A 21980-nucleotide genomic window follows, 5' to 3' on the forward strand; every position below is an offset into this window, starting at 1 on the left:
TTCGCTTCGATCGAAGCGAAGCCCGACAACTCACCCAGCGTTTTCTAATCAGCTGGTCGAACGGACGACCACGCGGGTGCCATGCTTCTGAACGATCTTCACCCCTTTGCCCGCTTCGACAAATTCTCCTTCGGTGATCACGTCGACCAGTTCGTCGCCAAAGGCGGCTTTCCCCGCCGGACGCAGTGGTGAGGTGGCGATTCCCGCATCGCCGACGTCGACCTGTTCCCAAGCTGCCGGCCGATTCGAAGCGGAGTAGGCAGTCCCCACGGCGACGGCAGCCGCTTGGTCGTCGACCTCCGGCGGCAACAGGGCGATCCGGCGGAAGAGCGGAAAGTCCAGCAGATAGCGGCTGCCGACCATCGCCAACACAACAAAGGCGATCATCGACGCACCGACGGTCGCCAGCGTCTTGTTCAGCTGCATCAGATCGCGTGTGCTTTCGGGCCAGACGACGTTTCGGGACGCCATCACCAGCGATCCCAGAACCAGGAGGAAGCCGGAGATCCCGGGAACACCAAAGCCTGGAATCACGAAAATCTCACACGCGATGAAGATCAGCCCAACGGCAAACAGCGTCACCTCTAACCAGCCCGATGTGCCTCCCAGGAAGCGACTCCAGAAGAAGAGGCCAAAACAGAGCGTCGAGACCAGCCCGCCCATTCCCAAACCGGGGGCACTGAATTCGATGAAGATCGCCAACAGACCGATCACGAATAACAGGAACGTAATCAGCGGCAGGTTCAGCACCCAGACCAAGGTATCGATGCCGGTTTGGGCGAGCACCGTGGGCTCTTTAGCGATGCCCAACTGTTCGTAGAGTTCGGTTTTGGAATCGGCCAGGCCATTGGCGATCTGCAGTTCGACGGCTCGCTTGCCGGTGACGGTTAAAAACGTATTTTCGCGAGCCTCCATCACCGGCTTGCCCTGCTGCCAAGCCTCCGCGTCGGGCAACGAATCCCATTCGGCTTTGGTGTAATACCAAACGCGTCCATCCTGTTTGTGCGTCGCTTGGAAGACCTGGACATCCTTATGCATCATCGCTTCGGCAAGCGCTGGCGGTCGGCCACCGGCATCGGCGACTTCGCGAATGTCGGCGACCATCTTGCTGAGGATTTTTTCGGGAGCGTATTTGAACGGGCCCCCCAAGATCTCTTGAGCGATCACGCCGGCGTCTCCCAACATCGCGCCGGGGCGCATGATGATCTCGTCGCATCCGAGCGCTGCGATCGCCGCTCCGCTGATCGCTTGGTTTTCGACATAGGCGACCGTCTTGGCCCACTTCAGATCGCGCAGCCGCCGGGCGATATCGAAGCTGACGTCGGCAAACCCGCCGGGGCTGTCGATGTCGATGATCACCACATCGACTCCCATCTCGCGAGCCTCTTCCAGCTTGCGATCCAGGAACGCACCGGTCAGCGGCGTGATCTCACCATGCAACGGAATCACGACAGCGGTCGCCGCCGCCGGCTTTTCGGCTGCTGGCGGTTTCGCTTCCGGTTCCTGAGCCCAGCCGCTCAGCGGCGAAGCTCCAAACAGTAAGATCAGCCCGAGGCTGCGAACGATATTCCCGAACATCAGAGTCTCGCTTCCATTAATCCGCCAGTGGCAACGCATCGTGTTTCCATTATAGGAAATCCGCCCACCCGCGTTAAAGGCTTCTTGTTGAGAGATCGGAGGCGCCGTTTTTGCTAAGAACATGCCACAAAGCTGTTTTTTGCTCCCCGATTTCCTGCCTTGCACGCCCCTTCCCGCTCTAGATCGATCCGGCCGACCAGACGACATCCGCTGGCGTAGATTATCGCCCTCGCGCGATGTCCACTGGTTTACACCGAAAGAGGCAGCCCTCGAACGCAGACTCCCACTGCGTTAGAACCTACGTCACGTTTCGACTCAACTGCATGCCAGACCATCGCCACAACAAAACGTTTGATCGTCCCCTAGGATCACGATAAGATACGATTCGCGTCGACGGCTACTCTTCCGCGTCCAGAGGCGAACTATTATGGCGACTCCAAAACATCTTGCCGTTGGGATCGATCTGGGGACTACGTTTTCATCGCTCGCCTACCTGGACAGCGATGGGCGACCGCAGACCGTTCCCAATGCCGAGGGTGATCTGACAACCCCCAGTGCCGTCTTCTTCGACCGATCGCGACCGGTGGTTGGGTGCGAAGCGATCGAGGCGGGGACGATCGAACCGGAGCGGTTGGCCTTGTTTGCCAAACGGGATGTTGGAGAGCAGGCTTATGAAAAACAGATTCGCGGCGAATCGCTTCCGCCCGAAGTTGTTCAGGCGTTGGTCTTGAAGAAGTTGATCGACGACGCACAGCCGCGACTGGGGCAGATCACCAAAGCCGTGGTGACCGTTCCCGCCTTCTTTAACGAACCGTGCCGCAAGGCGACGCAGGATGCCGGCCGCTTGATCGGTTTGGAAATCCTGGACATCATCAACGAACCGACGGCCGCGGCGATCGCGTATGGCGTGCAGTCGGGATTCCTGGCCAGCGATGGGACCAGCGAACATCGCCGCCGCGTGTTGGTCTACGATCTCGGCGGCGGAACGTTTGACGTGACGGTGATGGAGATCGATGGGATGCGGTACCGGGCGCTGGCAACTGCGGGGGATGTCTATCTGGGCGGGATCGATTGGGATGCACGGATCGTCGACTACGCCTGTGAACAGTTCATGCTTCATCACGATTGCGATCCGCGCGACGATCCCGCGTTGGCTCAAGAGTTGACCAAGAAGGCAACGTTGGCAAAACACGCGTTGTGTCAGCGCGATGAGTTCCCGATCGTGTTCACTCACGAAGGGCATCGGTTCAAGCTGCCGCTGTCGCGGGAGAAGTTTGAGTTTTTGACATCGGACCTTGTCGACCGCACGATTCTGACGATGCAGATGGCGGTCCGCGATGCCCGGCTGTCGATGGGGGAATTGTCGCGGATCATCCTTGTCGGCGGATCGACTCGGATGCCGATGATCCAAGCGGCGGTCGAAGCGGCGACCGGACAGCAGGTCGATCGCACGTTGTCCCCCGACGAAGCGATCGGCCAAGGAGCGGCATTGTACGCGGGGTTGTTGCTGCGCAGCGGAGGGAGCAAGATCGCGGGGATGTCGGTCAGCAACGTCAACTCGCACGACCTGGGCGTTTTGGCGATCGAAAATGCGACCGGACGGCCACGGCGGCAGATCATGATCCCTCGCAACAACGGGCTGCCCGCCAAACGAACGGTTCGCTTTCGCACGCACCAGCCCGACCAAAGCAGCGTCAAGATCCAGGTCGTCGAAGGGGGAGACGATAGCGGCAACGACGCCACGCAGATCGGCAGTTGCGTGATCGACGAACTGCCCGATTCGCTGCCGCAGGGAACTTCGGTCGATGTTCAGTTTCGCTACAGCGGCGATGGACGCTTGCGGGTGACGGCGACGATGCCCGATATCGATCGCCAGGTTCGCTTGACTCTGAATCGCGATGCGGGCCTGACGCCCGACACCTTCGATTATTGGCGGCAGCGAATCGCCGACGGGATGCCCGACAGTTTGGTCGATTCCCTCGCGCCGTCGCAAAAGAGTGAACCTTCGAGGGGCCTGGACAGTCCAGATGATTCGAGGGACGATCAAGCAACGGGGTTTGCCGTGCGAACCGATGCCAAGCATGCTGGCAAGAAGCCCAAGGCGGCCCCACCCCAAGAAGCTGCGATCGCGACGCAGGATGCTGTAAAATCGACTCCCGAATCAGCCTCTTCCGCTCCCCCGATGCCCGATTTTTCGTCGCTGAAAAGCATGGCGAAGAAGAAAAAATAGCCAGAGCCCACCTATGCCCGAACGCCTCTCAACCGGAAATCCAACACTCGATCAAATGCTCGGCGGCGGCTTGCTGCCAGGAACACTGACGGTTGTCGCGGGGGCGACCGGGATCGGCAAGACGCAGCTCGGAATCAGCTATCTGTTTGCAGGCCGCTCGCAAAACGAACCGCAAGGCGCGATGCTCGATCTGAGTGCGCGAGGCGATTCGCAAAACCACGCCGGTTATGCCCAAAGTCTGTTCGATGCCGATTGGCGTAGCGTCGCCCCCGACTCGATGCCGTCGGGATCGGGCAACGAGTGGGTGTTTGATTCGGAAGTGCGGATGCCCAACGCGCTGAACATGCTGGGGTATTCCGGACGCCGCGTGGTCCGCGATCAAATGGATCCCGATCAATGGAACGAGTGGCAGCGGCAATTGAACCGCAGCCTGAACAAGATGATTGGATTTCTGTACGGTCACCTGGTTCGCGGCACGCGGCGGTTTGTGATCGATGGGATCGAACCGTCGGATCGTCCGGAGGATTCGCTGCAGATGGAGTTGTTCGAATACGCTTACCATCGCGTGATGCGACAGGAACACGACTGGGTCGCTCGCGATCTGCTGCGACAGGACTTCCGCCACTACGCCGATCAAGTGGCCGCTCACGCTTACAGCAACTCCGAAGCCGCCTGTCTGCTGTTGTGTACAACGCCCGAATCGATGCTCGATCAATTGATCGATCGCCCGCTGGCCAATGGCGACCTGGGCGCGTTGGCAAACACATTGATCTACATGGGCAAGATTCGCGATGGACTGCAGATGCGGCGAGGTCTCTACATCGCCAAGCATCGCGGCAGCCAGTGTGATGACAACGTGCGGTTGTTCGAGATCGATGAGGCCGGCCTGCAGCTATCGGCCAGCTAAGCAGGTCGTATTGTTTTTTTCGTTTAACGAAGCGTAGTCGGCGAGGTTACGAGTCCTTTTGCATCAGACCAAATCGCAGAGACTCGTAACCTCGTCCACTACATCCCGCCGCTAACTCTTTCGACGGTCGGAGGCTCCGTTCGTTGAACGGCATTGTGGTTAAACGAGAAAACTCCCTGCTTGCTGCTTAGCGTCGCGGCGAACAGGCGATGCGAGCCAGCATGGCGATCGATTTCACCGCCTCGCCGAGACTCAGCTTCGACGAGCCCTGAACGCGGTTGACGAAGCGAATCGGAATTTCGACGATCTTTGCATCGCGATGGGTCAGCAGCCACAAGATCTCTTCGAGCATCGCGTACCCGCTAGCACGGATCCGGTTGAGATCGACTTTATCGAGCGTGTCGACGCGATAACATCGATACGCTCCGCTGCAGTCGTGGGCTTGCAGCCCCAAGGCGATCCGAGCGACACGATTCAGCAGACCGCTGATCACCAATCGCGACATGGGCCAGCCTTCGATCGCTCCACCGGGAACGTAGCGTGAACCGATCACGACGTCGGCCTGTTCGCGACAGGCGACGTCGACAAGCTTGGGAATTTCGACCGGGTCGTGACTCATGTCGCCATCGAGATTGACCAGGAAGTCGTACCCTGAGTCGCTGGCGTGACGCATCGCAGCGACGATCGCGCTGCCGAGGCCGAGCTTGCGGCCGCGTTGGATCAATGTAAACCAAGGATCGCGAACGGCCTTGTCGGCAGCCCAGTCGCCGGTCCCATCGGGCGATCCATCATCGACGACCAGCACGTCGGCCGACGGCAGGGCGGCGCGGATGCCAGCGACCAATTCGGGCAAGCTGTCGAGTTCGTTATACGTGCAGACAGCCACTAACACGCGTGCCGCCGGCACACTGCCATGTTCGTCCATGTGAGGCGAATGGGTCACCGAATCGTTGCTCTCCGCCTACAGTCGTGGCTTGGGTGGTTTGACGGGTTGTTTCCAGTTGTCGGCACCGACCAATTGCGTTTTGCGACGATAGATCTTGTCCACATTGGCCACGTACAACGTCTTGCGATCGGGGCCGCCAAACGTGACATAGCTGGGGCGTCGCGAACCGGGAGGCATTGGCAAAATCAGATGCGAGCGCCCCGGTTGGTCGCAGATCTGAACGCCCATCGCCGTTGTGGAAATCAGCCAACCATCTTGGGAGACGCACATCCCATCCAACAATCCGCGCGGATCGGCGGCCGGGATCTCCAGGTGAAAATAGGGCTGCTTGTATTTCAGCGATCCATCATCGGCGATCTGGAAAGCATTGATGAACCGGCCGGGGAAGTGGGCGACGAACAACTGAGTCTGATCGGCGCTGAGTCCAATCCCATTGCAGTCTTTAAAATTGTCGACAGCCTTCCGCTCGTGCGTCTTCGCGTCGAGCGACCAGACCTTGCCGGCTGGCGGATCGGTGTAATAGATCGTGCCGTCGTGGCGGACGACGATGTCGTTGCTGGTCGTCCCCTCGGCGATGACCTCCATCTCAAGAGTCTTCAAATCCCAGGCGCGGATCTGGCGGGCACCGCTGGCGGCACCATACAGTCGACCGTCGGGGCCCAAGGAGATCCCGTTCGTCTTTCCGGTATCGGAGACGATCAGGCTGACCTCGCCATCGGGCGTGACCTTATAAAGTTCGCTCGCCGGGACGTCGGTGAAGTAGAGCGTGCCGTCGTCGGTCACCGCCAAGCCCTCGGCCCACTTGTGCCCTTCGCTAACCAGTTCCCAGCCTTCGCCATCGACCAGGAATTTGTTGGCTTCGCTGTTGGATCGGTCCAGATGCGTGCTAACCGGTTGGGTATCAAAGTCTTTCCACAACCAACGCATCACGTCGGGCATGATCGCTGTGCCATGCTTGCTGCTGTGGAAACCTTCGCCCCAGGTGTGCTCGACTTCATATCCGGCCCACTGCAACGCTCGCAGCAACGTCTGGTTGGCCATCCACCAATCGCCGCCGTAGATATTCAGATCGTTCGATCCATCCTGCAGATAGATTCGCAACGGCTTCGGTTCGGTCTTGCGGACCAAGGTCGCCAATTCGTGACCGCCGCGGAGTCCGACATAGGTTCCGACGGTCGTGAAGACGCGGCGGAAATGATCGGGGCGCTGCCAAGCGACGTTGTAGGCGCAGATGCCGCCGGAGCTGCTGCCGCAGATCGCGCGAAGATTGGGATCGTCGGTCAGTTGAACATTGTGTTCCTTTTCGACAAACGGCAGCATCTCGTCGATCAGAAAGTTGGCGTAGCGATCGTCGACGCTGTCGTATTCATACGACCGATTGAATCGCGATTGCGCGTTGTCGTTGGGGGCGGGAACGACACCGGGATTGATGAAGACGGCGATCGTGACCGGCATCTCGCCCGCAGCGATCAGATTGTCGAAGATATTGGGGACGCGATAACCACCCTCGCGACGCGCGTATCCGCCACCATCTTGGAAGACCATCAATGCTGCCGGTTTGGATCCGTCGTATTGCTTGGGGACGTAGACCCAATAATCGCGGACGGTGCCGGGATAGACCTGCGAAGCATCGAACACGCCTTGGGTGATCGTACCGGCGGGAACCCCTTCCTTGACCAGAGCGTCGGGATGCTGCGGATAGCTTTCCGTTTGGCGAGTCTTCGGTTGCGCGGCGGCGATGCTGGCAAGCAACAGCAGCGTGATGGTGGTCGATAGAGGGCGGGCGATGTTCATTGGATGTTGGTGCCTTATTGAGGTTTGCGGCGCAAGCAAGCGGTTGGGGGCGAGGCATGCGTCCGTCGTGAGGACACAAAAACGAATCATCCCACTTTAAACAGCGAGATCGTGGAATCGAGCGTATTCTGGTCGATCAGGGCAACGATGACATCGCCGATCCGCAAATGGTCCTTCGCCGTTGGCACGCGAACAAAGCCATCCCGCATGATCGCGGCGATCAGACAGCGCCCCGACAGCGGCAATTGCATCAGCGGCGCTTTGGTGACCGGAACGTCTTCGTCGATTTCGATCTCGTAGACGCCGATCGATCCCTCGGGCAACTGACTCTGCGAAATGATCGGGCCATCGTTCATGAAGCCCATCACTTGACGAGCGACCGCGTCGCGTTCGCTGACCGCCACATCGATGCCCAGTTTGGCGACGACGTTGGCATAGTCGGGACGGCCAACGACCGCCATCACCTTGTGCGCCCCGAGTTCGCGCGCTTCGACGCCGGCCATGATGTTGTTCTCATCGTTGCCGGTGCAGGCGACAAAATAGTCCGCCTTGCCGACTCCTTCGTCTTCCAAAACCGAACGGCGATTCGCGTTGGCGGTCACGATGGTCGCCGATGGGAGCAGCGTGGCAAGGTGTTCGCAGCGTTTGGGATCTTCATCCAGAATCAAGATCCGGTACTCTGCCTTGTTGAGCGATTGAGCCAAGTGGTATCCGGTCTCGCCACCGCCAGCGATGATCACGTTGCGACGGGGAACGCGAGTCGATTCGGGAGCAAACTGCGCTCGGGCTTCGGCGACATCTTTGGGAAATCCAATCAGGCTGATCGAATCGCCCGCGTGAATCTCATCTTCACCACCGGCGATCCAACGTCGCCCTTGACGCGAGATCGAACCGATCCGCACGCCGTGGCTGAGCGTCAATTCTCGCAGCGGCTTGCCCACGGCGGGCGCTTTGATCGCCACCGTCAATTCGTAGACCTCCAATTGCCCGCGAGCAAAGTGCTCCAACGGGATCGATCCGGGGTTGCGGATACTGCGAGCCAGTTCGGTCGCCGAGAGTTGTTCGAGACTCAACAGCCGATCGATGTTGAAGTGCTGTTGGTAATCGAAAGTGCTCATGTCGCGAAATGCGGGAGCGTAGACTCGCGCGATCGCCCGCCGCGCGCCAAGCGCCTTGGCCATGCTGGCGGCCACAATGTTGACTTCATCGTCGCCGGTCACCGCCAGGCAGATATCGGCCCCGCAGATGTCGGCTTGGAATAAGACGGTACTTTGCGATCCGCTGCCGTGGATCGCTCTGACATCCAGTTCCGCATTGATGCGGCGAACTTCTTCAGGATTGGTGTCGATCACCGTGACGCTATGCCGGGCGCGACATAATAGATCGGCAATCCAAGTTCCCACCGTTCCGGCACCGAGGATGATCGCTTGCATGGGTCGAAATCGAGCTCTTGAACTGAGGGAAGGGTTGCGGGCGATGCCCCTTGCTCAAAGGAGGGAAGGGGATGCGGGAATTGTAGTCGATTTAGCGGAATCCCCGAAGCGGTACCAAGCGGTAACGCACACCAAGGATCTCTGCACGTCGGACAATTCGCGGGGGAGAGCGATCGACCGGACCGGCCCATGGAAGCGATGTACGGCTCAGTCGCGAAAGACTCGCAGCAGCGCCGGCTGAATTGCTAGCGAGGCCCTGGTGGACGCAAAGCCGATCAGCTGGGGGGAGCTCGCCAAATATTGAGCGTTTTTTTCAATTTATCGTCCAATTCACCGGATCAAGACTGTTATCACCGGCGTTCAGATTCCGATTAAGTGGATTGAGACGGTCGTTTGTTTTCGGTTTAAGCCAAGCGACCGTGCAGTCCAAGATTCGGAGAAGTTTGCGCGATGGATCCCATTTATTACTTCAGCAAGAACCCCGACTTGGCAGCGTTGCACATTGCCGCATTTTTCTTTGTGTTGGGGTTGGCGATCGGCTGGGTGATCTGGTCGGGAAACCGACGCCAGGTGCGCAATCTGGATGATGAAAACGATGCGATCGCGAAGCAGCTGGAAGCCGATTGCTTCCGGCAAACCCAGCTGGAACGCGAATCGTCGCTGCTGAGCTGAACGTGCACCACGCGTTCCAGGCTCTCTCTTCGGTTCCGTTGGCCACCCGTTGAGATAAAAGAAAAGTTTGTTTCCGATAGCCCCCAACGATTGAGTTCCCATGTTTATTGCCCGCCTTGATTACGCGATGACTCACCTGGGGTGGCTGGGCTTCCTAACGGCGATCTATTTCGCGGGGATCGGGCTGTGGCTGGCGCAATTGTTGTGGCGGCGAAGCAAGGCGGCCGTCTGGCAGGATCGCAGCGAGATCTTTTCCGAATATCGCGACCTGCACCAACGGGCACTCGAAAACCAGACGGAGCTGTTGGAAGCTTGCGAGATCCATGAAACCAGCCTGCTGCAGCGTGACGCTCAACTGGCCGACGTGCGAGCACAATTGGTCGCCCGCAAGAACCAAGTCGACGCGCAGGAGAACCAACTGGCGCGGGCCCGATCGGCGTCCGCCGAATGGGAGGCGGCGAGGGAAGTGGATCGCGCCGCAGCCGCGGAAAAGGCACTCCAGTTGCAGCAGATGCAAGAACAACTGCGGGCGGCCGAAGCGACGATAGCCGAACAACAGCTGGCCGCCGACAAACAGGATGCGGGGCATCAATGCATGGCCGCCTCGTGGAGCCAACAGCTCGCCAAATTGGACGCGGCGCTTCAGTTGACCGCCAGCGATGCGAAAGAGGCTCAAACGCGCCACGCGCAGAGTGCGCGTGAACTGAGCGCGCTGCGAACGAAATTTGCCGTCCTCACCCAGCAATTGGCCGACGCGGAAAACGAACAGGTCTCGATGGACCAGGTGGACCAAGAGTACAACCGTTTGCGGGAGCATCTGGGGACGCTTCGACAGCAGCTTGAAGCGACACAGACGAGCTTGGCCGATCGTGACCTTCAATGCGAACGCTTGACCGAAGAGCTGCAGTTGGCACAAGAGGATTTGGAACTGCGAGGGATGCTGCTGAAAGATCTCCGCGAGTTGCAGACCGCCACGGTCACCAAATTGAACGACGCCCGGAAGACCGATGAAGCCTTGACCGAACTGCAAACCGAACATCAGCGGTTGCAGGAGAGCCTGCGGTCGGCGGAGTCGGAACTCGAAGCGTCGCGGCAACGCGAACGCGCCGCGGAACAGAAGCGGGCGCAGATTGGCCAACAAAGGAATCTCGCCGCCGCGGAAGCCGAGGCCGCTCGCGCCGACGATCAATCGCAGATCGCAGCCCTTCGCGATCAGTTGGCCGAAGCCGAGGCGCGGCTGGAGACGGTTGTCCAACGCCCCGAAGACGCCAATGAGCTGACAGAAATCTTCGGTGTCAGTCGCCGCTTGGAAGAACAATTGAACGCTGCGGGTGTCTTCCGTTTTGAACAGATGGCCCAGTGGACGAACCGGCAGAAATGTCAGATCGAACGGCAACTGGGGCTGCCCGGCCGTGTCCGTGACGAAAAATGGTGCGACCAGGCGAAAGAACTGCTGGCCGCGATGGACGATTCGGCGGAACCAACGATCGAACCGGAGAAGCCCAAGGCGACGTCTTATCTACGTGCGCTCCGCGCATACGGGAATGTCTCGGTCACCGTCGACGAAACGTTGGGTGTCGTGTTCACTCGGCGGCCTAGCTATGTCGACGACTTGACGGCGGTACGCGGAATTGGGCAGGTCAACCAACGTCTGCTGCGAAAGGCGGGCGTCTATCGTCTGCGACAGATCGCCGACTGGAACGAATACAACGTCTGGGCGTTCAACGCCTTGTTAACGTTCAAAGGGCGGATCGAACGCGAAAACTGGGTCGGCCAAGCGCAGGATCTACTGGCTTCGCAAACGGACCGAATCGAAGACCACGCGGTTTCGATCCGGATCGATGCGGCAGACGAATCGTCCGACGGCGAATCGAACCGCGCAGCGGCGTAAGACGCAAGCCGCGTGATCCACTCTCACCGGGGCGCCCAAGTGGAGGCGATTCAACGAAGACGGGAATGCGTCGCGTTGGATGCATTCCCGTCGTGAAGTTTCGATTTAAGAACCCGCTGAATTAGTTGCAGCCGGCCGCGCCGCATCCGCCACTGCAGCCCGCGGTTCCACAACCACCAATGCAACCACCCGCAGGTGCACATCCGCCGCCGACGCCATTGCCTTGGCAGCCATAGCTGGCCGCACCGGCTTGCGAAACTTGACCGCATGGGTAGATCGTTTCTTCGACAACCTTGGGCACCATTTTGCAGACCTGAACGGTCACTTCACGGACGCCGGTGAAAGGAACCTTGACCGTGTATTCTTCCACCGATTCTTCGGCAACACGATCGTAGCGGGTTGTTTCATACGCTTCGCTAACCACCTCGGGAACGTTCACGGTGTAAGAGACCTCTTTGGTCTTTTGCACGGGGTGATACGAAACGACAGGATAGCTTTCGGTACGTGTCTCTTCTTTGAACGACAATTCACGACGCGTGCGTTGACGTGTCTCTTCGGTGTATTCAACGACCTTGCGAGGACGCGTGCGAGTTTCGTCGACGTACTGGACAACCTTACGCACTCCGGTGCGTAGTTCGGGTTGGTAGACCAGATAGGTGTATTCGTAAGGAACCTGTTGTTGTTGTTCTTCGTAAACCGTGTAGCTGACCTCATGTTGCTGCGATTGCATTTCGACAACCGGGACTTCTTCGGTTTGAACGTTGGGAACCCAGACGCGGCGGGTGACCGTTTGCGTTGTGGGCGCGACGGCAACACTGTGCCCAACAACCGCTTGCTGACCACATCCACTGCAGCCGGTGCTGGCGACGGACGAAGTGCAGGGTGCGCTGGTCGCCGATTGGCAACCGCAGCTGCGGGCTTGGCAAGCACTGCAGCTGCCGCATTGGCGCGAGCCGCATGAACTGGCGTAGCCGTTGGATCCGCAACCGCCATACGAACCGCAACCGCCCATGTTCGACACGGTGCCGGAGCCGTTGTAGCATCCCGGCGCGGCCGAGTGGACAGCAACGGGAGCCGGCGCGGCGATCACTTCGTCGACCTGAGTTTCCCAGTGACCGTAATCCTTCGTAACGGTCGTAGTGCGGGTGACGGGAACGTCGATGTTGATCAACCGTCGCTTGACGACAGGCACGGCGTTGGTGACGGTTTGGATCTTGGTTTCGGTTTGCGGGACGGGAACGTTCACGGTGTAAGTGAATTCTTCGTCGGTCAGCTGAGGAACGCTGACGGTGTAACTCTCTTCACGCTCGACGATTTGCGGTACGCGAACGGTATAGGTTTCGGGAACTTCATTCCAAACCGGAACCGTATGCTTCTGCTCGATCGTTTTCATGTCGGTTTGAGCGACAAGTTCGGTGTAGTTGAGCGTTTTGCTTTCGGTCTTGGATTGCATCACGGTCCGCGTGCGGTACTTGGTTTCGGTAACCGGCACCGTGCGGTAGGTCGTCTTGGTGCGGTACCGAACCTCGTCGCGATATTCCGTTGTCGGTTGCGTGCGTGTTTCGGTCACGTACGTGGGTACCATCACGACTTTGGCAATCGTCATTGGACCGCACAACGGTTGCCGGACGGGAGCCGAAGCGTAGCTGGTGACAGCGCACCCGGCACTCGGCTGCGGCGCCGAATACCCGATGCTGGGCTGGGTGGCGTAGCTGACGCTGGATCCACAACCGGGTGAAACAGCACAACCGCCGCCGGCGCAGGGATCGGTGCACCCGCCACAAGGGATGCAAGGCTGCCCCGCGGTGACTGTCGTGACGAGGCTTAAGAGCATCCACGTCGCGGCTGCGAACGAGATTCGAGAGTTCATTCTTCTTGTCTCCAAAAGACTTGCGAACGCCAGTGCGTTCAATGCGATTTAAGGGCTCTGGCGGGCACGATCATAGCTCGTGCATTGAATGTTCGTGTAATACCGGCAGTCAGTATATTTAACCCAAAAGACCGTTAAAACAGGAAAGATAGGAATAAGTGGCGAAGTTTCCCGCTTTCCCCCCTGCGACTGAAAAACGCCACTGAACGCTTGGTGACGTATTGCTTTGCGAGGCGTTCGGCACCGGCACTTCCTTTTTGGGGGCAGCGGACTGCCGGCAGCCTGCTTTGCACCAAAAGGAATCGATTTCGTGACCTAATCTTTCTGCGGAGGCGCTCGCGCCACCGGCGCGCGTCGAAAGAAAACGCAAAATCGCAGTGATTCCTGGAGCTACCCATCCCGATGTCGAACCCGAAGTACCGCATGGTCCGCACTCTCGCCCTGCTCGTGACCAGCTTTGTCTTGGGAAGTCTTTTTGCCAGCCTCGTGTTCGCGCAAGAAGCTTCCGAACCGGTCGTGGCTCGGGCACAGATGCAATTGCAAGTGGGCGACAAACTGGTCGACACCATCGAGAAGGGAGATCTCTTGACGGTGCTGGAGGACCGTGGCGAGAACTATCTGATCGTCACGTACAACGGTCACCGTGGCGTGGTCGCGAAAGTCAATGCGGTCAAGATCATCGAATCGGCCGACATTTATACCGAATTGATTCAAAAGAACCCTACCGACGGACGACTGTACACGTTGCGTGCGTCCGCTTGGTGGGCGCTCAAACAGCATCAAAAAGCGTTGGATGACTTCGATCGCGCGATCAACCTGGGCTACGACGCCCCCCACGCGTACTCGAGCCGCGGGATGTTCCACGCGGCGATGGGAGATTTTGATGAAGCGATCAAAGACTATACGACCGCGTTGGAGCGAGATACCGAGAAGGAAGACTTCTCACCGCTGCTGAACCGCGCGGCGGTCTACATGACCTTGCAAAACTTCCCCGCTGCGATCACCGATTACGACGAAGTGATCCTTCGCAAACCCGATCTGGCGAGCGCGTACCAACAGCGCGCCGTAGCGCACAAATTAAATGGTGACCTCGAGAAAGCCGTCTCCGATTTTGATCAAGCAATCGAACTGAGCCCCAAAAACGTGTCGGCGCTCATGAGCCGTGGATTCGTCCACTTCCAACAATCCGATCACGCACGGGCAGTCGAAGATTTTGCGGCCGTGATTGCGATCGAACCCCGCGCCGCAGCGGCTTACAACAATCGTGGCTTCAATCTTCAGAAGCTAGGTAAAACCGTCGAAGCCTTGGCCGACTACAACAAAGCCATTGAGCTGGCTCCCGATTACGCATTGGCCTACCAAAACAAAGCCTGGTTATTGGTCACCGCCAACGACCCGCAACTGGGGAATGCAAGTGTCGCGATCGAAGCCGCCACGAAGGCAGGAGAGCTGAACAATTTCGCCATCATCAGCGACTTGGCAGCCATGGCGGCAGCGCTTGCAGCCGACGAGCAATTCGAAGAAGCGATCGGCTGGCAAGAAAAAGTGCTCGAGATGGCGGCCGAAGATCGCAAGCCGTACGCCGAGAAGGTGCTCGCGCTGTACCAAGACCATAAACCGTTCGACCCCAAGTTGGCCGATGGCGACGCGTCCAAAAAGGACGCCAAAGAGGACGGGGCTCCGGCGAATTCCGAGTCCGACACCGATCCGAAACCTACATCTTCCGAAGACGAATAGCCGGCGGTGTCCGCGTGCGGTCGAACAGCACTCAAGTTCACGCACCCAAAAGCGTTCCCTTCGCAACGGCGAGAGCCAACGCAAAACGGCTCAAGGATGTTGCCATTCCTCGAGCCGTATCGCAAGCGAAAGCAATCGTGAAACACGGTTGCCGTTTTTCAAGACAGGTTACCAAGGGCCACGAATATAGTGGACGCCAAATTGATCGGTGTGGCTGGGCCAATGTGGTGTCGGCCGGAACTGACCATACGGAACGCCCATCGGTTGAGGCATGTTGCGATTGAATTGATGATGGATCGGATACATCAGATTCTGGCTAACGCCCCATGAATAATTGGTCTGCATGTGCGCCGTCGGTGGTACGACCATGGCGACTGGAGCGCCCCAGTTCGAGTACTGGTAATGGCTGTGCCAAGGTCGGGTAGCGGCAAAGTTCATGGCCTGCACGTTGGTGCGACCGTAAATATCGACAGCTTCCGCGGCGGATGTGCCCAGCGTGATGCCGGCAAGCATCGTCAAGGCGATGGTGATGTGTTTGTTCATGGCAATGGATGCTCCAGGGTGCAACGCCGTGAGCGACGCCGCGGGGGTGGCGAGATTCAGATCAAAGACAAAACGACCTGCTGTACCACGATACCTTCATCTAGCGTGCGATTCGGAAAAAGTTGTACATCGTTTGGGCGTACTGCTTGGGAGCCACCCGATAAGTCGCCTTGGTTCGATTGGTGCCACGACCGTAATCATAATGATTGTGATAACGATCTTTGTGTTGATACAAATAGTTGTGTGGCATGAACGGTTGATAGGGAACCCAGGTGTGGCCGACGAACGCGGGAACGGGGCCCGGGGCAATGTACATCTCCGCGTTGACCTGATTTTGGCCGTTGGAGTAGTAATTGTAGAACAGGTCGGGCTGGGCGTATTGTTTGGGAATGTAGGGACCTTGCTGTCCGCCATGGGCCAACGCCGCAAGCCGGCCGGTGCCGTGATGGGGGACGCCCCCTTCGACGTATTCGGCTTCGCCATCGACGTATTCATCCGATGGAGACGCTTGGTAGCCTTCGACCACGCCTTCGCCGACCGCGACATCCGAGACAATTCGAGATTCCACAATATATTCGCCCGCAACTTGCTGGGCATTTGCCGCGGTGGTTGCCGACGCTGCAATGGTGACCGCTGCGATGAATCGCGCTGTAAAACGCATGATTCTTCCTCCCTGGAAGACGGATCTCAGAAGTGGGGCCCGAACGATGCAGGCGATCGCCCCGGACGTAGGATCGTGGTTCGTGTCTGAACTTTTGACAGCATTGTGTCTCTTGTCCGGAAGAAGTCTGTTCGTCCGGCTGTTGGGATCTTTTCGGTTCTATCTAGGTTCTCAAGCCAACGTTTTCTCTCCGGGGCTGCGTGTCACCCGCAACCGACACAGACCTCCCAGCCTGCGGCTAGGACCAAGTTTACGGAATCGCTACAATCGGCCACGATAGCGACCCCGCAACAGGCACCGATTACCGCAACACGGCTCCCCACAAGAGCGAATGTTGCGAATTGTCGGGCCCGCCCGACGGCAAATAAGCTGAAGTCGAGCGCGCCGTTGCCGATAACCGAAGTAACGATGACACGGATTCTGACAGTCGACCGAGAAGGAAAAGATGGCGGCCGGAACAAGCACCCCCAAGACACGTCGAAGCACTGCCGAAGCGATGGCCAAGGGCCAACGCGATATTTCGGTCAGCGAGTTCTTTGCAAAAAACAAGCATCTGCTGGGCTTCGACAATCCGCGAAAATCGCTGTTAACAACCGTCAAAGAGGCTGTCGACAACTCGCTCGACGCTTGCGAGGAAGCGGGCATTCTGCCGGTGATCTGGGTCCAATTGGAACCGACCCAATCGGGGCGTTACCGAGTCTCGATCCAAGACAACGGGCCGGGGATCGTCAAGAAACAGATCCCGTTGATCTTCGGTAAACTGCTCTACGGCAGCAAGTTCCACCGACTGCGGATGAGCCGTGGCCAGCAGGGGATCGGGATCAGCGCCGCCGGAATGAACGGGATGTTGACCAGCGGGCAACCGGTCAAGATCGTTAGCAAGGTCTCGGTCCGCAAACCTGCGCACTACTTTGAACTGCAGATCGACACCAAAAAAAATCAGCCGGAGATCATTAACGGCAAAGGGGATGGAATCGACATTCCTGCGGGGGAAAAGGGACGCCAGTACATCGAGAAGGCGGGGATCGCTTGGGAGACAGTGATCCCGCAGGAAGATGGAACCAGCGAAGACGTGACTCACGGCACACGGGTCACGATCGAACTGGCGGCCATTTACAAAAAGGGCCGGGGGAGCGTCGATGAATACATCGAACAGACCGCAATTGCCAACCCGCATATCACCGTGCACTACATCGACCCCGATGGAGCCAAGCGATCGTACTGGCGGAGCACGACCGAATTGCCCGCCGAAGCCAAAGAGATTAAACCGCATCCCTACGGCGTTGAACTGGGACATCTGATGGCGATGATGTCGGCCGATAGTGTCAACACGGTCGGCCAGTTCTTGCAGAGTTCGTTCTCTTGTGTAACCCCCGCAGTCGCGCGGCGGATCTGCGAAGCCGCGGGAATCAGCAGCCGGGTAACGACCAAGAAGATCGGCCGCGATGAAGCGGACAAAGTCTTCCACGCGATGCAGGAGGCGAATATTCGCCCCCCGGCAACCGATTGTGTTGTGCCGATCGGCCAGGGTCTGTTGCTGAAGGGAATCAGCACCGTCGTGCCGGGCGAGTTCTACGCGGCATCGAGCCGACCGCCGGCGGTTTATCGCGGCAACCCGTTCATCATCGAAGTCGCGTTGGCGTACGGTGGCGGCCCCCAAACGCATGCGATCACGCGTGACGAAATGAACGAATTGATCGGGCAGACCGACGCGCGGACGCTGCGCAGGTTCCTGATGGATACGTTCAACGGCGTCGGCTCCGACGGTGCGGACAAGATCATGAAGCAAGCCGGGCTGAAGACCCGGAAGAGCCCCGCGAACCTCACGACCAAGGAGCGGTTGGCGCTGCACGACGCGCTGCAAAACGTCAGCATCAGCGAAGGGCAATCGATGCAGGTGATGCGGTTCGCCAATCGTGTTCCGCTGCAATTTCAAGCGGGTGCGTGTGCGATCACCCAAGCGGTGATGAGCATGAACTGGCGCAGCTATGGCTTGACGCAATCTCGCGGCAATCTGCCCAACGGTCCGGTTTCAGTGATGGTTCATGTGGCCAGCGTGTGGGTGCCGTTTACCAGCGAATCGAAAGAAGCGGTTGCGAATTATCCGGAGATCGAAAAGGAACTGCGGCTGTCGTTGCAGTTTGTTGGACGGAAGCTGGGAATGTTTTTGCGGCGTCGGCAACGCGTGAAGCAAGAGGGGGAGCGGCGGAGCGTTTTCCTGCGGTATCTGGGCGAGGTCGCTCAAGCGGTTCACGGCATGAACGGCTGCAACACCCAAGAGGTCTACGACAATTTGCTGGAGGTTGCCAAGAAGAAGACAGCCGAGGCCGATGTGGTTCTCGACGAGCGCGGAAAAGTGATTCAGGACGAATCGGAACTCGACCTCGGAGAGGGCGTGTTGATTGTCGACAACGCGGCCAAGACGGTGCCAGCCGTCGATGCCGCGGTCAAACCGGCTGCCGCGGAAGAGGAGACCGCCGAGGAAGACGAAGCGGTGGAACAGGGTGACCTGTTCGACGCCTAAGCAGCGGGTTAACACTGGACAACGTTCGAGGGTTGTCCCCAACAAGGACCGCGAGAAGGTCGCGGTGGGGAACGACCGGTATCAAGTTTGGCCTTCGTCACCGGTCGGTGCGGAGGTAGCGAAAACGATGGATTTCAAGAATCATGGCTAAGAAAAAACACGCTCCCAAGAAGTTCGTTGCCGAAAAACCGAAGCCAGTCAAGCTGACGCCGATCGACAAATCGACACTCACCAAACTCGAGGGACTGGCGGACAAAGTCGTCAACGCCGCGATGCGGGGCCGCGACCCGTTTTTGGATATCCCCACGCGAGCGCTTTCGAACGTGCGTTTCAATAAGACGAAACGCTATATCGAGATGGGGAAGAACACGAACCGTCGCGAACTGTTCAATTTGAACCAAGCGCGGTCCTACATGCAGACGTTGTTGGCCGGCAGCGGATGCAAGGGTTTGATCGACGAAGGTAAAACGACAAGCATTCGTGGTCTTTATTACCGCATGAAGCATACGATCGAAGGTGCCAAAGAGGAGACCTTCAACAATCAGGGTGAATCCGACGCGGTGATCGAAGATTTGGAAGTGCTTGCCAATTCGCTGCGTGAGGAATTGCATCTCTATGCCGACAAACGAGGCGAGATGGTCGGCCCGATCGTCTTGGAAGACATGGGAGACGAGATCGATTGCGCGCGGATGGGCAGCGGTGGATACGGGATCCCATCGATCGTGGAACCCGATCGGATCAAATTCAAACGCTGCACCGCCGACTTCATCCTGCATGTAGAAAAAGGTACGGTTTGGCAACGGTTCAACGAAGACAAGTTCTGGAAAAAGCACAACTGCTTACTAACCCATGGTGCCGGGCAGCCGCCACGCGGCGTGCGTCGGTTACTGCATCGGATGCACAACGAATTGGAACTGCCGGTCTACTGCGTGCTCGATAACGACCCCTGGGGTTATTACATCTACAGCGTGATCAAGCAAGGATCGATCAACCTGGCGTTTGAATCGCAACGGATGACGATCCCCGACGCCAAGTTCGTGGGACTTCGCAGCATCGACCTCGAACGCTGCGGATTGGACATGAACGTAACGATCAAGATGAACGACACCGACCGCAAGCGGGCCAAGCAGATCATGAAGTACCCTTGGTTCGAGGGTAAAAAGCGTTGGCAAAAAGAAATCGAAAAGATGCTGCAGAACGATTTCAAGTTGGAAGTGGAATCGTTAATCAACCTTGGCATCAGCTACGTCACCGAGACGTACGTCCCAGAGCGTTTGGCCGAAGGGGACTGGTTGGATTAAACCGACCCAACGCTTGTCGCTCGCGATTGTCGAACGAAGTATTCAACGATCGGCGATTCGATTAGATCTCAATGGTCTTGAAGCGACTGCGGTACATCCATCGCTCCCACCAACGGGGGCATCGCAATCGTGGGTCGTCCGCGGAGATGGTATTCTGTTTTCCGCGTCGCGTCCGCAGACGCACCTGTTGGTTGTCGAGCACTTCTTCGACGATCCAAAACTTGTCGACCAGGTAATGGTAGGTATCCCCTCCAGGGGTCGGATGGACATCCGTCGCGCGTGCACCGGGTGACGTACTGCTCTTCTGTTTGCGATAGATCACCCAATCGCCGCGTTTCAATTTCGAGACGTCCATGATGCTGTTCATACACTCCGTTGGATGGATCGTTGGGATACCATGGAAAAACCGAGTCGGCGAGCGTTGGAGCAACTGACGTGTCCCCACCAGCCACGGCGACCGTCGATGCTTATCGCCCCTCCCGACGAATGGGTCGAGAGTTCTGTGGCAAGGTCTCACAGCTGCCGTCACCAGGGTTCGTACAAGTGCGAAGTTTGCGATCGCAGTGCGCCGGAATTGCAGGGAACGTGCGGCCGGGACTGTCAATCCCCAACGACTCAACCTACGAAATAACGGCATCCTAGGCAAGTATGGCGACCGGCGTGACGCTTGGGATTGGCGATTTCGAATGCTGTTTCAGCACCAACTCCATCGATACGGATCCCCATGCGGTGTCAAACCGAAGGCAGGTGCCGTGGTTCTCCGACCCAAAAGCGATCTCGCATTGACCTAAAATCACCGACGGCAAGGACATGTTCGTCGCTTCATTGCCTAACAATACGCGAGCCCGACCGGCAATCATGTTGACAATTTCGCCCACCGCGTCGACGACATCCGAGTTCAGTTCGTGGGGGGTATCGCCCAACAAGGCTCCGGTCGCCTTGTAGGCAAAGTCGCGGGATACGCTGAGCGCGGCCGTTCCGCAGAGCGCTCCGGAGATGCCGATAATACCTTTGATCTCATTGATGCGATCGGCGGTCGTCGATTCCCCGACCTCTTTCAACTTGGCATCACAGCCAAGGCAACTGTTAAAAATTTCTTCGACAGCTCGCTGGAAAGCTTCGTTTTCGGTAGTCAGCATCTTACATGCCCCTTTAATTTGTTTTGGTTGGAACGTGGTCATGGGTCCGGATGGAGCTCGCGACAGTCACTGGCAAGCCGCTGCGTGGTCAGGAAGCCAGCGCGCTGAGATGCTTAACAAGTTTCTCTTGCAGCAGCTCGTTTTCAAACGGCTTGGGAAGAAAATCGGAAACGCCCGCCTGGATCGCTTCGATCACCCGACCGCGTTCGGATTCGGTGGTGATCATAATCACCGGGATGGTCGAACCCGCCTGGCGAATGTTTTTCAAGAGATCCAAACCGGTCATCATCGGCATGTTCCAATCGGTCAACACCATGTCGAACTGGGTTGTTTGAAAGGCGGTCCACGCTTGGGCTCCGTCGGCAGCTTCGACGACGTCGGTAACGCCGGCTGCATTGAGTGCCCGCAGTATGATCTTGCGCATGACGCCCGAGTCATCCGCCAAGAGAACCTTTTGGTCCATCGTCTCGTTCCTTTTCACTGATGTGTTTCGATATTGATTCGGCGCGAACCGATAGCGTGACCTATATTTTAGGTAGCAACTCAATTCAATTTCGAGTTCGCGTGGCCCTAACCACGCTTCACCCTAGATTACCTTAGCATGCAAAAGTGAGAACTGCGGGAAAAGAGTAGAAATTTACGCCCCCCAAAGATCAGCATGGATCTGATTCACCACGACATCCTCCACCCGCGTTTCTATTAAAGGAAGCGTTGGCGTGTCGATGGTTGGTCGTTACCCACCACAATCGTTATT

The 21980-nt window shown here is 58.0% G+C and carries 17 protein-coding genes; 7 read left to right on the forward strand and 10 right to left on the reverse strand.

Features of this window, described 5'->3' with window-relative positions; translation table 11 throughout:
* Window positions 1-48 precede the first annotated feature (48 nt).
* Window positions 49-1617, reverse strand: a complete 1569-nt coding sequence (locus Poly24_RS22810; protein WP_197452110.1) for an NfeD family protein — start codon at window positions 1615-1617, stop codon at window positions 49-51.
* Between the two features lie 388 nt (window positions 1618-2005).
* On the opposite strand from Poly24_RS22810, the gene Poly24_RS22815 reads away from it, so the two are divergent.
* Entirely contained in the window at window positions 2006-3808 is a 1803-nt protein-coding gene (locus Poly24_RS22815; protein WP_145101191.1) for an Hsp70 family protein, read from the forward strand.
* Between the two features lie 13 nt (window positions 3809-3821).
* Entirely contained in the window at window positions 3822-4715 is an 894-nt protein-coding gene (locus tag Poly24_RS22820) for an RAD55 family ATPase (protein ID WP_145101194.1), read from the forward strand.
* Between the two features lie 187 nt (window positions 4716-4902).
* Here the strand turns inward: Poly24_RS22820 and Poly24_RS22825 are convergent, their stop codons facing one another.
* The 3 genes from Poly24_RS22825 to trkA all read right to left on the reverse strand — a co-directional run bounded on the left by Poly24_RS22825 (window position 4903) and on the right by trkA (window position 8888).
* Window positions 4903-5658 (reverse strand): polyprenol monophosphomannose synthase, encoded by a 756-nt coding sequence (locus Poly24_RS22825; protein ID WP_231753300.1) that lies wholly within the window; start codon window positions 5656-5658, stop codon window positions 4903-4905.
* Window positions 5659-5676: 18 nt separating this feature from the next.
* Window positions 5677-7455 (reverse strand): SMP-30/gluconolactonase/LRE family protein, encoded by a 1779-nt coding sequence (locus Poly24_RS22830; protein WP_145101197.1) that lies wholly within the window; start codon window positions 7453-7455, stop codon window positions 5677-5679.
* Window positions 7456-7541: 86 nt separating this feature from the next.
* Entirely contained in the window at window positions 7542-8888 is a 1347-nt protein-coding gene (trkA, locus tag Poly24_RS22835) for a Trk system potassium transporter TrkA (protein ID WP_145101200.1), read from the reverse strand.
* A 450-nt stretch (window positions 8889-9338) separates the two neighbouring features.
* On the opposite strand from trkA, the gene Poly24_RS22840 reads away from it, so the two are divergent.
* Window positions 9339-9560 carry a hypothetical protein gene (locus Poly24_RS22840; protein ID WP_145101203.1) on the forward strand — a complete coding sequence of 74 codons (222 nt, stop codon included), beginning with the start codon at window positions 9339-9341 and terminating at the stop codon, window positions 9558-9560.
* A 100-nt stretch (window positions 9561-9660) separates the two neighbouring features.
* The gene (locus Poly24_RS22845; RefSeq protein ID WP_145101206.1) at window positions 9661-11451 is read left to right on the forward strand and encodes a hypothetical protein; all 1791 of its coding nucleotides are present in this window, start codon (window positions 9661-9663) and stop codon (window positions 11449-11451) included.
* A gap of 121 nt (window positions 11452-11572) precedes the next feature.
* Here the strand turns inward: Poly24_RS22845 and Poly24_RS22850 are convergent, their stop codons facing one another.
* The gene (locus tag Poly24_RS22850) at window positions 11573-13321 is read right to left on the reverse strand and encodes a ferredoxin (RefSeq protein WP_145101208.1); all 1749 of its coding nucleotides are present in this window, start codon (window positions 13319-13321) and stop codon (window positions 11573-11575) included.
* A gap of 402 nt (window positions 13322-13723) precedes the next feature.
* Between Poly24_RS22850 and Poly24_RS22855 the strand changes: the two genes are divergently transcribed.
* Window positions 13724-15058: a tetratricopeptide repeat protein gene (locus Poly24_RS22855; protein ID WP_145101210.1), complete on the forward strand. Its 1335-nt coding sequence runs from the start codon at window positions 13724-13726 to the stop codon at window positions 15056-15058.
* 168 nt (window positions 15059-15226) lie between these two features.
* Here Poly24_RS22855 and Poly24_RS22860 read toward each other — a convergent pair whose 3' ends face one another.
* A complete protein-coding gene (locus Poly24_RS22860; RefSeq protein WP_231753301.1) occupies window positions 15227-15601 on the reverse strand; it encodes a hypothetical protein in 375 nt (124 codons plus the stop codon).
* A 100-nt stretch (window positions 15602-15701) separates the two neighbouring features.
* Entirely contained in the window at window positions 15702-16262 is a 561-nt protein-coding gene (locus Poly24_RS22865; RefSeq protein WP_145101212.1) for a hypothetical protein, read from the reverse strand.
* Between the two features lie 445 nt (window positions 16263-16707).
* Between Poly24_RS22865 and Poly24_RS22870 the strand changes: the two genes are divergently transcribed.
* Window positions 16708-18786: a DNA topoisomerase VI subunit B gene (locus Poly24_RS22870; protein ID WP_145101214.1), complete on the forward strand. Its 2079-nt coding sequence runs from the start codon at window positions 16708-16710 to the stop codon at window positions 18784-18786.
* A 143-nt stretch (window positions 18787-18929) separates the two neighbouring features.
* The gene (locus Poly24_RS22875; RefSeq protein ID WP_145101216.1) at window positions 18930-20087 is read left to right on the forward strand and encodes a DNA topoisomerase IV subunit A; all 1158 of its coding nucleotides are present in this window, start codon (window positions 18930-18932) and stop codon (window positions 20085-20087) included.
* A gap of 61 nt (window positions 20088-20148) precedes the next feature.
* Here the strand turns inward: Poly24_RS22875 and Poly24_RS22880 are convergent, their stop codons facing one another.
* From Poly24_RS22880 to Poly24_RS22890, 3 genes are all read right to left on the reverse strand, one after another.
* Window positions 20149-20454 carry a hypothetical protein gene (locus Poly24_RS22880; RefSeq protein WP_231753302.1) on the reverse strand — a complete coding sequence of 102 codons (306 nt, stop codon included), beginning with the start codon at window positions 20452-20454 and terminating at the stop codon, window positions 20149-20151.
* Window positions 20455-20725: 271 nt separating this feature from the next.
* Window positions 20726-21226, reverse strand: coding sequence for a chemotaxis protein CheX (locus Poly24_RS22885; RefSeq protein ID WP_197452111.1), 501 nt, complete (start codon window positions 21224-21226; stop codon window positions 20726-20728).
* Between the two features lie 88 nt (window positions 21227-21314).
* A complete protein-coding gene (locus Poly24_RS22890) occupies window positions 21315-21689 on the reverse strand; it encodes a response regulator (protein ID WP_145101221.1) in 375 nt (124 codons plus the stop codon).
* Window positions 21690-21980 lie beyond the last annotated feature (291 nt).

This window comes from Rosistilla carotiformis, assembly GCF_007753095.1.
Classification (GTDB): domain Bacteria; phylum Planctomycetota; class Planctomycetia; order Pirellulales; family Pirellulaceae; genus Rosistilla; species Rosistilla carotiformis.

Excerpts from the sequence above, each read along its gene's own strand:
- Poly24_RS22860 (WP_231753301.1), bottom strand. The coding sequence starts at position 15,601 with ATGAACAAACACATCACCATCGCCTTGACGATGCTTGCCGGCATCACG.
- Poly24_RS22855 (WP_145101210.1), top strand. The coding sequence starts at position 13,724 with ATGTCGAACCCGAAGTACCGCATGGTCCGCACTCTCGCCCTGCTCGTG.
- Poly24_RS22865 (WP_145101212.1), bottom strand. The coding sequence starts at position 16,262 with ATGCGTTTTACAGCGCGATTCATCGCAGCGGTCACCATTGCAGCGTCG.
- Poly24_RS22815 (WP_145101191.1), top strand. The coding sequence starts at position 2,006 with ATGGCGACTCCAAAACATCTTGCCGTTGGGATCGATCTGGGGACTACG.
- Poly24_RS22875 (WP_145101216.1), top strand. The coding sequence starts at position 18,930 with ATGGCTAAGAAAAAACACGCTCCCAAGAAGTTCGTTGCCGAAAAACCG.
- Poly24_RS22870 (WP_145101214.1), top strand. The coding sequence starts at position 16,708 with ATGGCGGCCGGAACAAGCACCCCCAAGACACGTCGAAGCACTGCCGAA.
- Poly24_RS22810 (WP_197452110.1), bottom strand. The coding sequence starts at position 1,617 with ATGCGTTGCCACTGGCGGATTAATGGAAGCGAGACTCTGATGTTCGGG.
- Poly24_RS22820 (WP_145101194.1), top strand. The coding sequence starts at position 3,822 with ATGCCCGAACGCCTCTCAACCGGAAATCCAACACTCGATCAAATGCTC.
- Poly24_RS22880 (WP_231753302.1), bottom strand. The coding sequence starts at position 20,454 with ATGAACAGCATCATGGACGTCTCGAAATTGAAACGCGGCGATTGGGTG.
- Poly24_RS22885 (WP_197452111.1), bottom strand. The coding sequence starts at position 21,226 with ATGCTGACTACCGAAAACGAAGCTTTCCAGCGAGCTGTCGAAGAAATT.
- Poly24_RS22890 (WP_145101221.1), bottom strand. The coding sequence starts at position 21,689 with ATGGACCAAAAGGTTCTCTTGGCGGATGACTCGGGCGTCATGCGCAAG.
- Poly24_RS22830 (WP_145101197.1), bottom strand. The coding sequence starts at position 7,455 with ATGAACATCGCCCGCCCTCTATCGACCACCATCACGCTGCTGTTGCTT.
- Poly24_RS22845 (WP_145101206.1), top strand. The coding sequence starts at position 9,661 with ATGTTTATTGCCCGCCTTGATTACGCGATGACTCACCTGGGGTGGCTG.
- Poly24_RS22840 (WP_145101203.1), top strand. The coding sequence starts at position 9,339 with ATGGATCCCATTTATTACTTCAGCAAGAACCCCGACTTGGCAGCGTTG.
- trkA (WP_145101200.1), bottom strand. The coding sequence starts at position 8,888 with ATGCAAGCGATCATCCTCGGTGCCGGAACGGTGGGAACTTGGATTGCC.
- Poly24_RS22850 (WP_145101208.1), bottom strand. The coding sequence starts at position 13,321 with ATGAACTCTCGAATCTCGTTCGCAGCCGCGACGTGGATGCTCTTAAGC.